Source organism: Microvirga sp. RSM25 (assembly GCF_044784385.1).
Lineage (GTDB): Bacteria > Pseudomonadota > Alphaproteobacteria > Rhizobiales > Beijerinckiaceae > Microvirga > Microvirga tunisiensis.
On record NZ_CP173040.1, the window covers coordinates 26768 to 41968 of the forward strand.

General features: G+C 62.3%; 17 protein-coding genes and 3 pseudogenes. 7 read left to right on the forward strand and 13 right to left on the reverse strand.

From position 1 onward, the window contains the following. Positions 1-4: 4 nt before the first annotated feature. Both ACD578_RS26025 and nifT read left to right on the forward strand, forming a co-directional pair. Positions 5-319: a nitrogen fixation protein NifZ gene (locus ACD578_RS26025; RefSeq protein ID WP_404294743.1), complete on the forward strand. Its 315-nt coding sequence runs from the start codon at positions 5-7 to the stop codon at positions 317-319. Continuing rightward, entirely contained in the window at positions 316-528 is a 213-nt protein-coding gene (gene nifT / locus ACD578_RS26030; RefSeq protein WP_404294745.1) for a putative nitrogen fixation protein NifT, read from the forward strand. The genes ACD578_RS26025 and nifT overlap by 4 nt, the downstream gene beginning before the upstream one ends. Before the next feature lie 142 nt (positions 529-670). On the opposite strand, the gene ACD578_RS26035 is transcribed toward nifT, so the two are convergent. From ACD578_RS26035 to ACD578_RS26045, 3 genes are read right to left on the reverse strand one after another with little or no spacing between them, the layout of a single operon-like run. Then, the gene (locus ACD578_RS26035; RefSeq protein ID WP_404294746.1) at positions 671-1678 is read right to left on the reverse strand and encodes a tyrosine-type recombinase/integrase; all 1008 of its coding nucleotides are present in this window, start codon (positions 1676-1678) and stop codon (positions 671-673) included. Continuing rightward, positions 1675-2607, reverse strand: coding sequence for a tyrosine-type recombinase/integrase (locus tag ACD578_RS26040; protein WP_404294748.1), 933 nt, complete (start codon positions 2605-2607; stop codon positions 1675-1677). The genes ACD578_RS26035 and ACD578_RS26040 overlap by 4 nt, the downstream gene beginning before the upstream one ends. After that, positions 2607-3827 carry a site-specific integrase gene (locus ACD578_RS26045; RefSeq protein WP_404294750.1) on the reverse strand — a complete coding sequence of 407 codons (1221 nt, stop codon included), beginning with the start codon at positions 3825-3827 and terminating at the stop codon, positions 2607-2609. Before ACD578_RS26045 ends, ACD578_RS26040 begins: the two co-directional genes overlap by 1 nt. Positions 3828-3973: 146 nt before the next feature. Here ACD578_RS26045 and ACD578_RS26050 point away from each other — a divergent pair. Further along, positions 3974-4889, forward strand: a pseudogene (locus tag ACD578_RS26050) (SIR2 family NAD-dependent protein deacylase). 269 nt (positions 4890-5158) lie between these two features. Here ACD578_RS26050 and ACD578_RS26055 read toward each other — a convergent pair. The 10 genes and pseudogenes from ACD578_RS26055 to ACD578_RS26100 all read right to left on the reverse strand — a co-directional run bounded on the left by ACD578_RS26055 (position 5159) and on the right by ACD578_RS26100 (position 13172). Next, positions 5159-5458, reverse strand: a complete 300-nt coding sequence (locus tag ACD578_RS26055; RefSeq protein ID WP_404294752.1) for a ferredoxin family protein — start codon at positions 5456-5458, stop codon at positions 5159-5161. Between the two features lie 15 nt (positions 5459-5473). Continuing rightward, entirely contained in the window at positions 5474-6781 is a 1308-nt protein-coding gene (locus ACD578_RS26060; protein ID WP_036349961.1) for an FAD-dependent monooxygenase, read from the reverse strand. Positions 6782-6792: 11 nt separating this feature from the next. After that, the gene (locus tag ACD578_RS26065; RefSeq protein ID WP_404294754.1) at positions 6793-7902 is read right to left on the reverse strand and encodes an electron transfer flavoprotein subunit alpha/FixB family protein; all 1110 of its coding nucleotides are present in this window, start codon (positions 7900-7902) and stop codon (positions 6793-6795) included. Between the two features lie 16 nt (positions 7903-7918). Then, positions 7919-8770, reverse strand: coding sequence for an electron transfer flavoprotein subunit beta/FixA family protein (locus ACD578_RS26070; RefSeq protein WP_404294756.1), 852 nt, complete (start codon positions 8768-8770; stop codon positions 7919-7921). Positions 8771-8955: 185 nt separating this feature from the next. Next, positions 8956-9339 carry a nitrogenase stabilizing/protective protein NifW gene (gene nifW, locus ACD578_RS26075; protein ID WP_404294758.1) on the reverse strand — a complete coding sequence of 128 codons (384 nt, stop codon included), beginning with the start codon at positions 9337-9339 and terminating at the stop codon, positions 8956-8958. After that, positions 9336-10046 carry a serine O-acetyltransferase EpsC gene (gene epsC / locus ACD578_RS26080; RefSeq protein WP_404294759.1) on the reverse strand — a complete coding sequence of 237 codons (711 nt, stop codon included), beginning with the start codon at positions 10044-10046 and terminating at the stop codon, positions 9336-9338. Before epsC ends, nifW begins: the two co-directional genes overlap by 4 nt. A 119-nt stretch (positions 10047-10165) precedes the next feature. Next, a pseudogene (locus ACD578_RS26085) lies at positions 10166-10621 on the reverse strand (homocitrate synthase); the annotation flags it as partial. After that, entirely contained in the window at positions 10618-11829 is a 1212-nt protein-coding gene (gene nifS / locus ACD578_RS26090; protein WP_404294761.1) for a cysteine desulfurase NifS, read from the reverse strand. The gene nifS and the pseudogene ACD578_RS26085, both read right to left, overlap by 4 nt. Beyond that, positions 11804-12827 (reverse strand): annotated as a pseudogene (gene nifU, locus ACD578_RS26095) (Fe-S cluster assembly protein NifU). The gene nifS and the pseudogene nifU overlap by 26 nt, the downstream one beginning before the upstream one ends. A 24-nt stretch (positions 12828-12851) precedes the next feature. Next, positions 12852-13172, reverse strand: coding sequence for an iron-sulfur cluster assembly accessory protein (locus tag ACD578_RS26100; RefSeq protein ID WP_404294762.1), 321 nt, complete (start codon positions 13170-13172; stop codon positions 12852-12854). 882 nt (positions 13173-14054) lie between these two features. Between ACD578_RS26100 and ACD578_RS26105 the strand changes: the two genes are divergently transcribed. Genes ACD578_RS26105 through ACD578_RS26120 form a run of 4 tightly spaced genes read left to right on the forward strand, consistent with a single transcriptional unit; the run spans position 14055 to position 15046 of the window. Then, positions 14055-14348 (forward strand): hypothetical protein, encoded by a 294-nt coding sequence (locus ACD578_RS26105; RefSeq protein ID WP_404294763.1) that lies wholly within the window; start codon positions 14055-14057, stop codon positions 14346-14348. Positions 14349-14395: 47 nt separating this feature from the next. After that, the gene (locus ACD578_RS26110; RefSeq protein WP_404294765.1) at positions 14396-14575 is read left to right on the forward strand and encodes a BrnA antitoxin family protein; all 180 of its coding nucleotides are present in this window, start codon (positions 14396-14398) and stop codon (positions 14573-14575) included. Beyond that, entirely contained in the window at positions 14568-14780 is a 213-nt protein-coding gene (locus ACD578_RS26115) for a hypothetical protein (protein ID WP_404294766.1), read from the forward strand. Before ACD578_RS26110 ends, ACD578_RS26115 begins: the two co-directional genes overlap by 8 nt. Then, complete coding sequence (locus ACD578_RS26120; RefSeq protein WP_404294767.1) at positions 14777-15046, forward strand: hypothetical protein; 270 nt, start codon at positions 14777-14779, stop codon at positions 15044-15046. Before ACD578_RS26115 ends, ACD578_RS26120 begins: the two co-directional genes overlap by 4 nt. Positions 15047-15201: the final 155 nt, after the last annotated feature.

Below are 15201 nucleotides of genomic sequence, written 5' to 3' on the forward strand. Positions count from 1 at the left end.
GGCCATGGGCCTCGGACGCGAACAGGAGGTCGAAATCCGCAAGCCTCCACGATTTATGCCGGGGGAGCGGGTCCGTGCCACACGCAACATCAGTAATGACGGAACCTATCCTGGCAGGGAGATCGGCGAAAACCTCGTGCGAAAGGGAGACGACGGTTATGTGCGCGACGTCGGCACCTTCCTCCAGCAGTTCTACATCTATGCGGTCGAATGGGTCGATCGTGGTACCGTCGTCGGCATGCGCGCGGGTGAACTGATGAGCCTCGACAAAGCCGGGTCTCCTTGCAGTGCCGAAACCAGTGAAGGAACAGCCAGATGAAGGTCATGATTCGCAGGACCGGCGCCGGCTTGTCGGCGTATGTTCCCAAGAAGGATCTCGAAGAGCCGATCATCGCGGTCGAGAATGAAGATTTGTGGGGCGGGGCCATAACGCTCAGGAACGGCTGGCGGCTCGTCTTGCCCGACCTTCCGCAGGGTACGCGTCTGCCGATCACCGTCGAGGCAAGGAAGATTTCCGACGAGGACTGAGGCTGTGGGTTGACAGGATGACAGCGGCAAGAGGAAGCGAGCATGAGCACGATCCTGACCTTATGCGTCGTGAGAGATTATGTGGCGGCGGGATCGCTGACGGTGGAGTTCCAGCATTTTGCGGCTCCCAGCCGCCACATAATTATAGGCTCTCGAGCAGTTGAAGCACCGCGTCCTTTGCCTTGAACCGGGCGGGCTGCTTGCCCGAGATGGCGGCGTGGTCGAGGCCGCGGCGCATCATCTCGACATCGGCGGCCGCATAGCGATGCGTCGTCGCGACCTGGGCATGACCGAGCCAGGCCTGGATAGTGAGCAGGTCGACACCCGATTGCAGCAGCGTCATGGCGAGGGTGTGGCGCAGAACATGGGGTGAGACGACCTTGCGCGCCAACCCCGGCTGCGTGGCCGTGGCCCCGGCCACCGCGCGCCGGACGACATGCGTCACACCGAACCGGGTCATCCGCTCACCGTGGACGCCGCGGAATATGGGACCCAGCGGATCATGGTTGAGGCCATGTTCGGCGATCAAGGCTCTGAGGGCTTGAGCGAGATCGGCCGAGACTGGCACAACACGTTCCCTGCGCCCCTTGCCGCGCAGAAGCACCTGGGGCCTGGTCCGGTCGAGCTGGACATCGTCGACATTAACGCCCGTTGCTTCGGTGACCCGGGCACCGGTGCGGCCGAGAAACAGCAGCAAGGTTCGATCGCGGCGGCCCCGCACGGTCCGTTGATCAGGCGCCGCGACGAGCGCATCCAGCTCCGCGCGCGTGAGGTGATGGGTGATCTCGGTGTGCGCTTTCTTCAGCGGGATGGCGAGGATCCTATGGGCGATGCCAAGCGAGGCGGGGTCGTTGGCGGCGACGTGCTGGAAGAAGGATCGCACCGCCGCCAGCCGCGCATTGCGTGTCTGGACCTTGTTCCCGCGCGAGACCTCCAGGTGATCGAGGAAGGCAAGGATGGTGTCGCGATCCAGGTCGCCGATGGTGAGTTCGCATGGCCCACATCCGGTCCTATCGGCGGCAAACAGGATCAGCATGCGAAGGGCATCCCGATAACTGGCGATCGTTGCTGGCGTGGCATTGCGCTGCCGGGTCATACGATGGCGGAAGAAGGACTCCAACAGCGATGGAAAGGAGAAGCGGCCGTTCATGGCGTCTCTCCCCAGGCCAAGGCCCGTTCGGCGGCCATGGCCAAAAGATCGGCGTCCGCGGTGATGTAATAGGCGGTGTCGCTGTAGTGGCCATGGCCGAGATAGGTCGCGAGCAGCGGCAGCATCGCACGCGCATCGGCGCCTTGCTGGTGCCAGTTCGCCAGCCGCCTGACCGCGAAACGGTGACGCAGGTCGTGGAGACGCACCGGCTTGCCGCGATCGAGGCCGGCGAGGGAGCGCGCCGCGCCGAAGGCGGCGTTCAGACCAGACTTCGACAATCGCGTCCCACGCGAGCTGACGAAGAATGCTGGGATGTCCGGCCTTGGGAAGGCCCCATCCCGGTGTCTTGCATAGTCGCGCAGGACCGCCAGCGTCGAAGGATGGACGGGAACCAGGCGATCCTTGCGGAACTTGGTCCTTCGAATGTGGAGAATCCCCTGAGCCAGATCGGCATCACCGCGATCGAGGCGCAACGCCTCGCCGGACCGCAGGCCGGTGCTGGCGAGCAGGCCGACGAGCGGCGTCAGGAACCCGGGGCGCTCGGGATAATCGGGCGACACCGAGCGGCATGCCGCCATGAGCCGTGTGAGTTCCTCGTCGGTGAGGATCCTGGGTGGCGGGATGGCTCGGTTCCTGGGAAAGGCCTTGGGGTCAAGCGCGTCGGTGCGCGGATCGAAGATGGCGAGATACTCGCTGAATCTGCGAACCACGCCGTAGCGAACGGCCCGTCCATTCGCCGTGCCCGCCCAGGAGCCTATGAAGCCGAGCACCGTTTGGCGGCAGAGTGGACCATCGAGCTGTTCGCCATCGACATAGGCGACGAGCGCGCGCAGGATCGCGGCCTGCTTGCTGAGCGAGAAGCCGAGCGAGCGTCGAAGCGCGACATAGGCCTCGACATGCTTGCTGAGTCTGCTGGAGAATGTGCTCATCACGCGTCTCCGGGAAAAGGAAGGGCGACTTCGGCGAGTTGCGACACCGCGACCTTCACGTAGATGGCGGTCGTATCGATGCTGCGATGGCCGAGCAGGTCGGCGATCTCGTTGATCGGTCGTCGCCGGTTGACGAGATGGGTCGCCAAGCTATGCCGGATGAGATGGGCGCCGATGGGACCGTTCAGCACGATGCCGGCGCGCTGCAGTGCGGAGCGGACGATGCGGGAGATGTTGGTGCTGCCGTCGATCGGGCGCACGGGCGGGAGGTGCACCAGGAACACGCGACGGCTGCGGCAATCGGGCCGGGCCCGCAAGACATAATCGGCGAGCGCTTTGCCCGCCTCCTGCGTGAGGGGCACGCTCCGATCGCGCCTCGCCTTAGTGCGGCGTATCCGAACCTGCGCATCGCGCCAGCGAATATCCTCGAGGACGAGTGAGCGAAGTTCCTTGTTGCGGATGCCGGTCGTGGCCAGCAACAGGAGGATAGCCCGATCGCGACTGCCGGTAGGGGTCGCAGGGTCGATGGCGTCGATCGCCTTCCGGATATCCTCCCAACCCAGTTGCCGCGGCAAATGCGCGAGACGGTAGCATGGCGTGCGCGGCACGAACCGCGCAAGGTCCAGGTCATTGAGGTTGGCCCAGTGCAGGAACCTCAGAAACCGGCGCATATAGGACCCGGTCGCTGCCCGCGTGTTATCCATGGACGACAGGCCCATGAGGTGACCGGTGAGCGCCAGCACATGTATGCCGGTCATGGCCGAGAGCGGCTCGCTGGCGTGATGCCGGTCCCACCAGGCAAGCATCCGCCGCGCGGCGAGAACCTGCCCCTCCCGCGTCTTCACGGCCAGACCACGCACCTCACGCAGGTAGTTGGAATAGCCTGTCAGCAGGGGCTCATGTGGATCGGGCTCGCGATGGCGAATCTCGAAGCGGTGAGGAACGATCCTCCGGGCCAGGGCGATCGCGGTGCGTGCGGCGATACGTGACGCCTCGGTCGGACAACCGGCGACAAAGCCATCGATCATGACTTGGGTGATCGGCTTTGCGCGCGATACGACTCCACCGAACCGTCCCAATCGGCCGAGGTAGATCTTCGCTGAAGCGTGCCGATAGTCGTTCTCGAAAAGATAGGTTGCGATGCAATCGAGCTCGTCGCCCAGGCCGCCGCCTCTCAAGCGATGCAGGACCCTCGGATACTTGAAGTAGCGTTCCAGCATGTGCGTTCTCCATGCGAGCGCGGATAGCCCGACGCCCACTGGAGAAATGGCTCAGATTATGTAGCGGCCAGGAACCGCAAAGCGCTGGAACTCCACCGTCAGTGATCCCGCCGCCACATAATCTCTCACGACGCATAAGAACGGATATGTGGCGCGCCACATATCCCTTCTCGGGCCATCTCTTCGTCATGCAAAACAGTGATGCCGAAAAGCGGCTTGACCTGCTGAAGGAAGCGCTCGCCGCCGATGAGATCATCCTCCTATCTCGGCCTGGGGCGCCTGCGGCTCAGCTCCGTGGAACCGCCTGTACCGCACACGCGGGACGCCATCGCCGCGGCACTCAACACGCGGGCGCCAGCCCCGTCCAAGATCCGCACCAATATGTGGTCGGTGGCGCAGTTCATCGAACGGCGCCGGCATCGTCGGACGCTTCAACCTTGGATGGCCGAGCTATTGGCGGTGCCGGCGGCACCGACCGTCCTCCACGCCTGGCTCGCAACGCTGCCGCTGTCCCTCATCGTCGACAGCTGGTACGATGGCGCCATGCGCGCGGCCCTGGCAGAAACTGGCCGAAGGGACGTCGTCGAGATACAAGGCGTCACGCGGGCGAACGAAATCGGCGACATTTGGACGAAAACCTACGATTTGTCTGGAAGGGAACTCGAACCCGGATCAGCGGCAAAGACAGAGTTCTCCATACGCGTCACGGCAGTATGAGGCCGGCCGCAAACATCCTCGTCGCCGATTCCGACTATGTCGAAGTCCTGACCGAAACCGCTGTTCAGACGCCGATCCCTGACGTGGTGAAGGAACGGCGCACCAATCGTGGCCTTTTCTTCGTCGGCTGCCGCTTCGATGATCAGGTGCTGCGCACCTACGCCCGACAGATCATGAAGTGCTCCAAAGGCCCATTTTGCGGTAATTGATGCGGCAACGCTGACCAAAAACGAACGCCGTTTCCTTGCAGCAAGCGCAATCACGGTCAGTGACATGCCGACAAGTGAAGCCGCGGTTCGGCTTGTCGGATCAGGTATTTCAGCAGATGACAGCCAAGATTGTTGAGCGACGTCCGAGCAGGCTTCCAATCAGCACGATCACGATAGGTCCAGGCTCATGAAGCAGCCTTTCTCTCCCCTGCGGGGAGACACGAGGGGAACATTATATTTTCGGTCAGTCACCAGACCGAGCCGCTTAATGATCTTCGCGGAAGGCCTGCAACGGAGAGGCCTGCGTGCCGAAAGAAGCTGACGATCATCTCGGTTCGGCGCTGCTGGCGACAGAACTCTCGGCGCGCCAAGCGGTGGAGATCGGCGATTGATCCAGTACGCCAGTCATCCGAACTTGAAGAGGACACCGAAGCCGCCGCGTGGATAGTTCCACTCGATCTCGCCCGACGCTTCGCAGAGCACGCGGCAGGTGCCGCATTCCATGCAGCCGTCGGCGGTGATCTCGACCTGGCCCTTGTCGTTCAGCTCGTAGCACTTGGCCGGGCAGACGCGTGTCAGTGCGATAAGATTGGGACCCGGCTTCTCGTGCGGCCGCACCTTGATGTGCGGGCCCCCGGCATCGACCAAGTAGCGGTTCAGGAAGAGCTTGTCCTCGACGCGGAGTTCGGCCACTGCGATCGTCATCTCGTCGCTCCTCATTTAGCGCCAAGCGAACGCCAGGCGGACCACGTCGCTGACTATGCCCCAGCGCGAGCGCGCCTTGATGAAGGCGGCCGTGGTCGCCTTTTCCTTCTCGATCTTCGGCGTGCCGTCGACGCGCAGGAAGTTCTGCGCTGCCTGCGATATCAACTGCGGATAGGTCATGAAGAAATTGCAGGAATTGGTGTGGAGCAGGGCCGGCATGTCCTTGTATTTCATTAGATCTTTGACAACAAAGGAGTTGTCCAGCATGGTCTTGTAGAGGGCGAGGTTCTCCTTGGTCATAGGGTCCCTGCGGCTGTTGACCTGGAAGATCGCCTCGCCGGCGATGCGGCCGGAGGTCATGGCGAGGTTGGAGCCTTCGCGGTGCACGGCATTGTTGAGCTGCGCCGCGTCGCCGACAACGAGCCAGCCGTCGCCGAAGAGCTGCGGGATCGCCTTGTAGCCGCCCTCGGGAATGAGATGGGCAGCATATTCCTTGACCTCCGAGCCGGCGATCAGCGGCCGGACCGACGGATGGCGCTTGAAGGCTTCAAGAAGCGCGTAGGGACTCTCCGTCGTGGATGCAAAATCGGAGACCAGACAGCCGATGCCGAGCGAGATCGACTCCCTGTTGGTGTAGAGGAAGGCCAGTCCGGTCATGCCGCGCGAGATGGTGCCGGCGGCTTCGATCACGCAGCCTTCATTGCCCTTCAGGCCGAAGCGCTCTCCGATGACCTCTTCCGGCAGGAAATGCATCTCTTTGACCGCGAGCGCTACCGTTTCCGGCTTCGGCATCTCGCGCAGTCCCGCGCGGGTGCCCAAAAGGCCGTTGACGCCTTCGGCAAGCACGACGACGTCGGCGAAGATGACGTCGCCGGCGCGGTCGGTGCGCACGCCGATCACCTTGCCCTTGGTGTCGTGGGCGAGCTCGGTCACGGTGGTCTCACAGAGCACGGTCGCGCCGGCCTCGCGCACTTTGCGCGAGAACCATTTGTCGAACTGGGCGCGGATGATGGTGTAGCGGTTGGGCTTGGCCTCGTTGAAGTCGTCCGACCGGTAGTGCATGCCGGTGTGGGAGGTATCATCCATCATCCAGAAGCGCTGCTCGACGGGGTGGCGCTCCAGCGGGGCGTCCTCGCGAAAGTCCGGGATGATCTTTTCCAGCATATCAGCATACATGATGGCACCCTGGACGTTCTTAGAGCCCGGATATTCGCCGCGCTCCAGCTGCAGCACCTTCATGCCGCGGCTCGCCATGGTGTAGGCGGCCGCATTGCCGGACATGCCGGCCCCGATGACGATTGCGTCGAATTTTTCCACGCTCATGGCCGTCTCCGTCAGCTAGCGAGCTTGTCGCGGTTGTGCGGCGAGAGCCGCCGCGTGAAGGCTTCCGTCAGCGCCGGCAGGAAGCGGATCGCATCGATGACAATGCCGAGGTGGGCGAAATCGAAAATCGGGGCGTTCGGGTCGGTGTTGATGGCCACGATCAGATCGGCTCCCTCGACGCCCACCCGATGCTGGATAGCGCCGGAAATCCCGATCGCTATGTAAAGCTTCGGCCGGATGGTCTTGCCAGTTTGGCCGATCTGCCGATCAGCCGGCATCCAGCCCTTCTGGACCAGCGGGCGCGAACAGCCATATTCGGCCCCGATTGCCCGCGCGAGATTCTTCACAAGCTGCAGGTTCTCCACCGCGCCGAGGCCGAGGCCGCCGGCCACGACGACGTTGGCATAGGCGAGATTGGCCTTGGCCGACTGGCTGTCGGGCAGGAATCCGAGGATCTTGGTGACGACGTCTTCCTCGGCCATGGCCAGCGTGTGCTGGATGACCCGGCCCACCGGCTTGTCCACCCGCTGCGGCATGGCCATGACCCTCGGTCGCACTGTGGCCATCTGCGGCCGGTGGTTGATCGTGTAGATTGTGCAGAGCAGTGAGCCGCCGAAGGTCGGCCGCGTCGCGGCTAGCGAGCCGTCGGCGTCGACGTCGAGCTCGGTGCAGTCGGCGGTGAGCCCTGTCAGCAAGGTCGTCGCCACGGAGCCGGCAAGATCCCTGCCAAGCGTGGTCGCCCCCAGAAGCAGGATCTCGGGCTTGTAGGTGTTGAGCAGGTCGGTCATCGCCTTGGTGAAGGGCTCGTTGCGGTAATGGGCGAGCAGCGGGTCCTCTATGATGTAGGCGAGGTCGGCGCCATAGGCGAAGGCCTCGGCAACCGCATGCCACGTCGCCTCGCCGGGCGGGCCGAGCACGACGGCAGCGAGCTCTACCCCAAGCTTGTCGGCGAGCTTGCGGCCTTCGCCGAGTAGTTCGAAGGAGACGGGATGGACTTGGCCACGCTCCAGCTCGATGAAGACCCAGACGTGCCGGTAGTCCTTGAACTGCTCGGGCAGCTTCTTCTTCATGCCGGCACGGCTGGCGGCGGGAGGAGGGGTTTCTCGGTTCGCGGTCGACATCGTCTGCTCCTTGCCGTCATGCGCCGCCGTCGACGACGAGTTCCTGTTCCAACGCCGGCTGGCGGGTGAAGATTGCGGCAATCAGCTCGTCAGTGAGATCGCGCAGCGACTTATCGGTGGTGTCGATTTGCGCCGCCTTTTCCGCCCGACTGGTAGGGGCGAAAACGCGCTTGACGACCGTCGGCGAGCCGCGCAGGCCGCATTTAGTGAGGTCCTCAATGCCGGCGTCGGCCGCACTCCACTTCACGATCTGGCTGCGCGCGGCGCGCAGGGCGTCGTCGAGTGAGCCGCGGCGGATCTCGTTGGTGCCTTCCAGCATGGTGATGAGGCAAGGGAGCCTGCTCTTCAGAATCTGCATGCCGCCTTCCGAGCGGCGCTCGACCGTGATCTCGTGCGCATCGAGATCAATGGAGGCGATCTTCGCGACATAGGTGAGCTGCAGGAGGTCGAGGCGCTTGGCGATGCCGGGCCCGACCTGGGCGGTGTCGCCGTCGATCGTCTGCTTGCCAGTAAAGACGATGTCTGGCGTGCCGAAGGTCTCGCCGACCTTCGCGATAGCCTGAGAGAGAGCGAAGGAGGTGGCCAGCGTGTCGGAGCCGGCAAAATAGCGGTCGGTCAAGAGCACCGCGCGGTCGGCGCCGTAGGTGAGCGCCTTGCGCAGCGCGTCCTCTGCCATGGGCGGACCCATCGTAAGCACGGTGACCTCGCCGCCATGGGCATCGCGCAATCTGAGTGCTTCTTCAAGGGCGAACAGGTCATAAGGGTTGATGATGGTCGGCACACCCTGGCGCATGATCGTGTTCGTCACCGGATGGACGCGAATCTGCGCGGAGTCCGGCACCTGCTTGATACAGACTACGATGTGCATGGCGGTCTCTCCAGGCTCCTATCCGGATGCGGGCTCGGTGGTTCATCGTCTTCCTAGCATCATTCGTGCCAACCGTTTTGCGTTCCCCTATGCCTTTGAAATGCGGTTGTTTTGTTCTGAAGGCGCCATCGTGGTGACCGGATTTGTCGGCTTCTCGACATTGTCGCGTCGCAACCGTGTCGCGCTCATTCCTGCCCGAACAGCGTCAGGACGGAGTCGAACGGGACGATGGTGCGGCCCAGCGTGGCGGGTTTGTCCGGATCGTGGTCTCTAAGCACCTTGAAGACCCGGTGCGTGAGCGGCGAGGACGTCGCGAAGTCCTCGTAGGCACGTTCCAGCGTGATGCGCACCCGCGCGGCGATTACCCGGTCTGAGAGATCGGAGAAATCCACTTCAGCGAGGTATTGCCCCATGCGCTTCATGATATGGAGCCGTGAGACATTGAGCACCTTCGGGTCATAGGAGACGCCAAGGACTGCGAAGAACTCCTCCGCAGCTGACAGGCCCTTCAGCCGCGCGAGGATGTCGGTGACCTCGATGGGACGGCTGTCAGCGGAATCACTGCTCATTGCATTCTCCCTCTCGGAAACGGTGGTCTCGGGTGCGTTCGCCGCAAGCTGACGCTGCAGCCGTGAAATTCGCAGCTTGAGGAATGAGATGCGGTCGACGACGAGGCAATCGCATCGCCAACCGGGTTGGATATTAGGTGATGGTCGAGATCGATCCGGCCATTAACGATGCGGCCGGGTATGCCGATCACGGTCAGGCCGGGCGGGATGTCTTCGATGAAAACTGCATCGGCGCCGACCCGGCAGCCGGCACCGACGAGGACGCCGCTCTCGAGGGTCGGATGGCACTTGTCCGGCGCCCAGGACGTGCCGCCCAGCGTGACGCCGTGATAGAGGGTCACCTCGTCGCCGACCTCGCCGGTTTCGCCGATGACGAAACCGGTGCCGTGATGAATGAGGAAGCGCCAGCCGATCGTCGCGCCCGGATGGATGTTGGCATTCATCACGAGGCGGGCCGCCCAGGACGGCAAGCGCGCCGGGAAGCGGAAGCCTCGCCGCCACAGACGATTAGCGAGCCGGTGACAGACGATGACGTGGACGCCGGGATAGGTGAGCACGATTTCGAGCGTGCTGCGCGCGGCCGGATCGCGCGCCTTCCCGCAGGCGATGTCCTCACGGAGCATGGCCATCAAAGATGGCGGAACGGCTTTTGCGCCGCGCCGCGCGGCTGTTATGCTGGAAGAAGTGGTGGCGAGGATAAACGACATCGCCGGCCTCACCCGATTTCAAGGGTTTGGCCGGCCGCCTCGCTGCGCAGTCTGTCGTAGAGCTCGACCAGCTGAGTTGCGGTGACGGCCGATCTGGTCTGGGCCGCTTTGCGGCGGACGCGGGCGACCATGTGCTCGATGACCTGAAGCGCTCCCGCCCGATCAAGGCCGAGCTTGGCGGTGAGTTGGACGTCCGATGCAGGCAGCGACAGATTGACGGCGGCGATACCGCTCTCGATTGCTGCGTTGAGATCCTCCGACCTCATTCGACACCAGGCCTTGGTTGCGTAAAAACGCTGACGTGTCACTCGTTGAAGCAATTTTGTGTCGTGCAGGACTGGATTGGCCGAATACTTCTCGGTGCAGACGCATGAAATCGTACAAATAGTGCGCCAAGATCGGGCCAGTTTGAGTTTTGATACAGCTAGGGCTGTGAGCCGAATCGGGAGACGCAGCGCGCCCGCGGCGCAAATTGCTTCGATCTCGTCGGCGCCCATGGCCGTCGTGAAGGCGACGCCGGGTGCCTGCGCGCCGTCGCGCAGGGTCGTATCGTTGAGAAAAACCGGACGTTTCATGAGCGGCTGTCGGCTCTTCTGCCCCTCAGGCCTAGACCGGATCGAAGCTCTTCGGCACTTCGTCCCCCGGCCCTGAGGGGGGAAAGAGCACGCAGCTTCTCCACGATTCCGGGCATGACCTCGAGCACCCGGTCGACATCCGCCTCGCCGTTGTCGCGCGAAAAGGAGAAGCGGATTGCCCCGTGTGCCGCGGTATAGGGGATGTTCATCGCCCTCAGGACATGGCTCGGCTCCAGCGAGCCGGAGGAGCAGGCAATGCCCTCGCGATGGAGGAGAAGCAGCATGCCCTCGCCTTCGATATATGCCATGGCGATGTTTGCGGTGTTCGGCAACCGCTCCAGCGGACCGCCGGTAACGAAGGCGTTCGGGATGCGCTGGAGAAGTCCTTTTTCCAGACGGTCACGGAGCGCCTTTACCCGTGTGTTTTTGTCGTCCATGAAGTTCAAGGCGAGTTCGGCCGCCTTGCCAAACCCGACTATGCCGGGCGTATTCTCTGTGCCCGCCCGCCGGCCGCGCTCCTGGTGCCCCCCTTTGATCAGTGAGTGGAAGCGCACGCCACGCCTAACATAAAGTGCGCCGATCCCTTTCGGGCCATGCAGCTTGTGGCCGGAGAGCGACAGCATGTCGATTGCGGTCGATTTCAGGTCCATCGGAAGCTTGCCGACCGCCTGCACTGCGTCGGTATGGAAAAGGGCGCCGACTTCCTTGGCTAACTCAGCAAGCTCGACAACGGGGAAGATCGTACCGGTCTCGTTGTTCGCCCACATGATCGAGACGATTGCTACGTGCGGGGTGAGGGCGGCCCTGTAGGCGTCGAGGTCGAGCCGGCCCTGACGATCCACTGGGATCCTGTGCACCTTGACGCCGCGCATCTTCTCAAGATGCGCGCAAAACTTTAGCACAGCCGGATGCTCGACCGCGGACGTCACGATCTCTGTGCGGCGAGGCATCACCTCGAGTGCCGAAAGGATCGCCGCATTGTCGCTTTCCGTCCCGCCCGATGTGAAGGCGATCTCATGGTCGCACTCCGCGCCGATCAGCGCCTGCACCTGCCGACGCGCCTCCTTCACCGCCGCACCGGCGGAGGCACCAAAACCGTGCATCGACGAGGGGTTGCCGAAGTGATCCGTAAAGAACGGCAGCATCGCTTGAACGACTCCAGGGTCGACTCGTGTCGTCGCGTTATTGTCGAGATAGATAGGCCTCATGGGTGCGATCCTCAGCTGACCGGAAGGACGCGAAGCGCGAGACCGTCGCCTCATTGAGCTTCTGGCGCATGCCGTTGATGGTGACCGAGGCGCGCTGGCAGCCGGTGCAGGCGCCCGACAGTTTGACGGAGACCTGGTCACCGTCGACATCCACAAGTTCGCAATCCCCGCCGTCAGCCCGCAGGTAAGAACGCATGTCCTCGACAGCGTTTTCGATCAGTCGAATTCGCTGCCGCGTCGTCTTTGACGGCTGGCAGCTTTCGGTCCCGCTGGAAGCTGAACTGTTTCGGGTGGCAATGTTCTCCGCATCCTACCGGACGCGATCGCCGATTCCGGAATCGACTTCGACCTTGCCTTGTTCTTGAGGGCGCGGACATCCGTTGCGCCGGCCGTATAGGTCTGTTCTGCCGCAATGAGGCCTTCGGCGACCATCGCTGCGTGGACCCGAACAAGCACTTCCTCGATGGCTTCGAAGCATGTGAGGCAGCCGCCGCCAGCCTTGTGTAGTGCGTGACCTGCTCGATGGTGGAGAGCCTGTTGATACGGACGGCCCGCTCGATCACCCCTTCGTTGACACCGAAGCATTTGCAAACGAGGGCACCGTCCTCGTGATCGTCGCCCCATTCCTCGCTGTGGTAGTTGGCGATCGCAGCCTGCAGTGCCTCATAACCCATCACCGAGCAATGCATCTTCTCCGGCGACCGGCCACCGAGAAAGTCCGCTATGTCCTGATTAGCGATCCGGAGGGCTTCATCGACGGTTTTGCCGATGATGAGTTCGGTAAGCGCGGACGAGGAGGCGATCGCGGCGCCGCAGCCGAAGGCCTGGAATGTCGCGGCAGTAATCGTCTCCGTCACCGGATCGACGCTGATCATCAACTTAAGCGCATCGCCACAAGAGATGGCGCCGACCTCACCGACGGCATTGGCCGTTTCCAGAACGCCGGCATTCTTCGGGTTGAAGAAGTATTCCTTGACCTTGTCGCTATAGTCCCACATGGCCCTTCTCCCTGTCTCAGGCGATCAGCCGAAGGACTTGCCGCAGGCGCACTTCTCGCGCGCGTTGGGATTGTCGAAGACAAAGCCGGAGGATTCAAACCCCGTGACGAAGTCGACGGTCGTGCCGGCGACATGGGGTTGGGAGCCTACGTCGACGAACACCTTGACCCCGTCTACATCCATGACCGCATCGCCCTCGCGCGAGATGCTTTCCAGGCCTAGCAGGTACTGGAAGCCGGCGCAGCCGCCGGCCCGGACCATGATGCGCAAGCCGTCCGCCGGCTCAGCGGCGCGGGAAAGCGCAGTCTTCACCGCGGCGATGGCGTTTTCGGTGAGCATGATCATGGGACGATTTCTCCTCACTCCGTGACGCAGGTGCGGAGAACCATGCATGTCCCGTGCCAAAGGAGAAACTCATGTCAAAACAATATAATGGCTCTAATGCTGCGATGCCGCCTGTCCGACATTGTCGACTCTCGGACCACGCGGAGCGCGGTGGGATGACGGGTGAACTGCGCTGTTCCCGCGGAGCACTCCTGTCCGCCACTCCTGGGACAACGTCAGGCAACCGACACCGACTGTCGGGTTTGTCGAGTCCGCGACACGGTGGTGTGCGGCCCGGCTTCCTTCCGCACTCTCAAGCCATTGACCACGATCCAGAAAATTATTTCTGAGGCGCTTTCTGCGCAGTTGGCACGCCTTTTGAAACTCCCCCGTCGGGAGCCGAAGGAGCTGCCCACCTATCTGTGCGAGGGCAACAGGTCCGGATTGCGGAGCAATCCGGATAATGGCTGAGTTTTGCCATGTCGAAAATCTGATGACTTCTGAAATCGCAGGGAGATCGAAATGCTTTATAAAGCGGACGGAACTGAAGTATGGCCGCGGACCTCGACAAAGTTGCCGTATCTGTCGCTTGGTGGTGCCATTGAATCTCGGAAGACTATGCCACAATTCGGCCACGACTGCTTTGGGCCTATGAGCAGCTTCCCGGCATCGCCTCCGACGAGGCCTTTCTGGCGCAGGAATTCGAGCATGGCGGCGGTTTTCTCTTCTGCGCCCGCCCCGTCAAGAACTGCGCCTTGTTGCTGCCAGGAAATTTGATCGTGGCTTGGAGAAGCAAGAACCCTGTGCTATTCTCGAAGACCTCGTCGAAGTGATCGACAACAGCCTGGATGGAATCGGCCGACATGCGGGTGCTATGACTGGTTGCTGGATATCTATCTTGGCATGCCAATCCGGGAAGAGCTGCCGAAATACGCAGGCGATGTTTCCGCCCGCAACATCATGCCGAATCGCGACGCAGCCCTGGCCGACAGCATCAATCTGTCCTGGCTGAGGGAATATGGCGAGCATCGGATCGATTGCGATCCGTACTGCCTCAATCTGGGCAGTCCGGTGCGACGCCGCGAAATCCTCGGCCGGTACCATGTACGGCCCGAACCCTTTGCAGAGGCCAATTCGGTGGCCAATGCCATTCTCGGTCATTTCGAGAAATCCATGGGCATCCCTTTGATCCAGTAGGTCGTAGCTTCGCCTCCGGCATTGGCGCTTAGATAGGGAGAACATCGATGATCAGACATCAGACAGAACATTTGGTCCTTACTTCCATGCGACCCGAGCACGAAAAGGAATCATTCAAATTGCATATCGACCTGGATGTGCTCGCGTACTTTCAAGAGGGCGGCCTAGGCTGGCAGGAGCGCATCAGCGCAGCCCTGCGCAGAGCCGCCGGCAAGTCCAATGGCTGAAACCCGTGCAGCCGCAGAAGCTGAGGTGCTGGAGCACCGCGGCTATCAGATCCGCCTCAGCCCAACTGGCCTGGAATGGATGGCCTTCGTGGCACTGCCGAAACAGCGCCCGACCTTGATCATGGCTCTCGATCGCGATGCTGCCATCGCCAAGGCCTACGAGTGGATTGATCGACAGCTTGCATCTGACAAGACACCAGTATGACCTACAGCCTGTTCCAGCTGGCGCCCGGCGCCTATGACCTCCTCCTGAATGGGGAGGTTGTGGGGAGCGTGGTGCGCAGCAGCTCATACCAGCCTTACACTTGGACAGCGGAACTGCTTGAGGATTTAGCTCCAGCTCGCAGGCCTGCACCCTTCACTGAGATCGAACATATCTTCGCCTCGTTGGAGGAACTCTGTGATTGGCTCGGTAATGTACAGACGGAAACCGGACGGGACGCTGATCCGCATTCGCAGATAGTTCAGTAGTGGATCCGCATCTTAGTTTGAATTTGGCCATTTCTAACGGGTGATTTGCGAGCGCGGGGGCGGCGAAGCGAACGATGCAGTAGGGTAGCGGAGTTTCCGCCAAGAGACACCGCCATGCCGGACCTGCCCGCCCGCTTCGCCGCAATCATTTTATC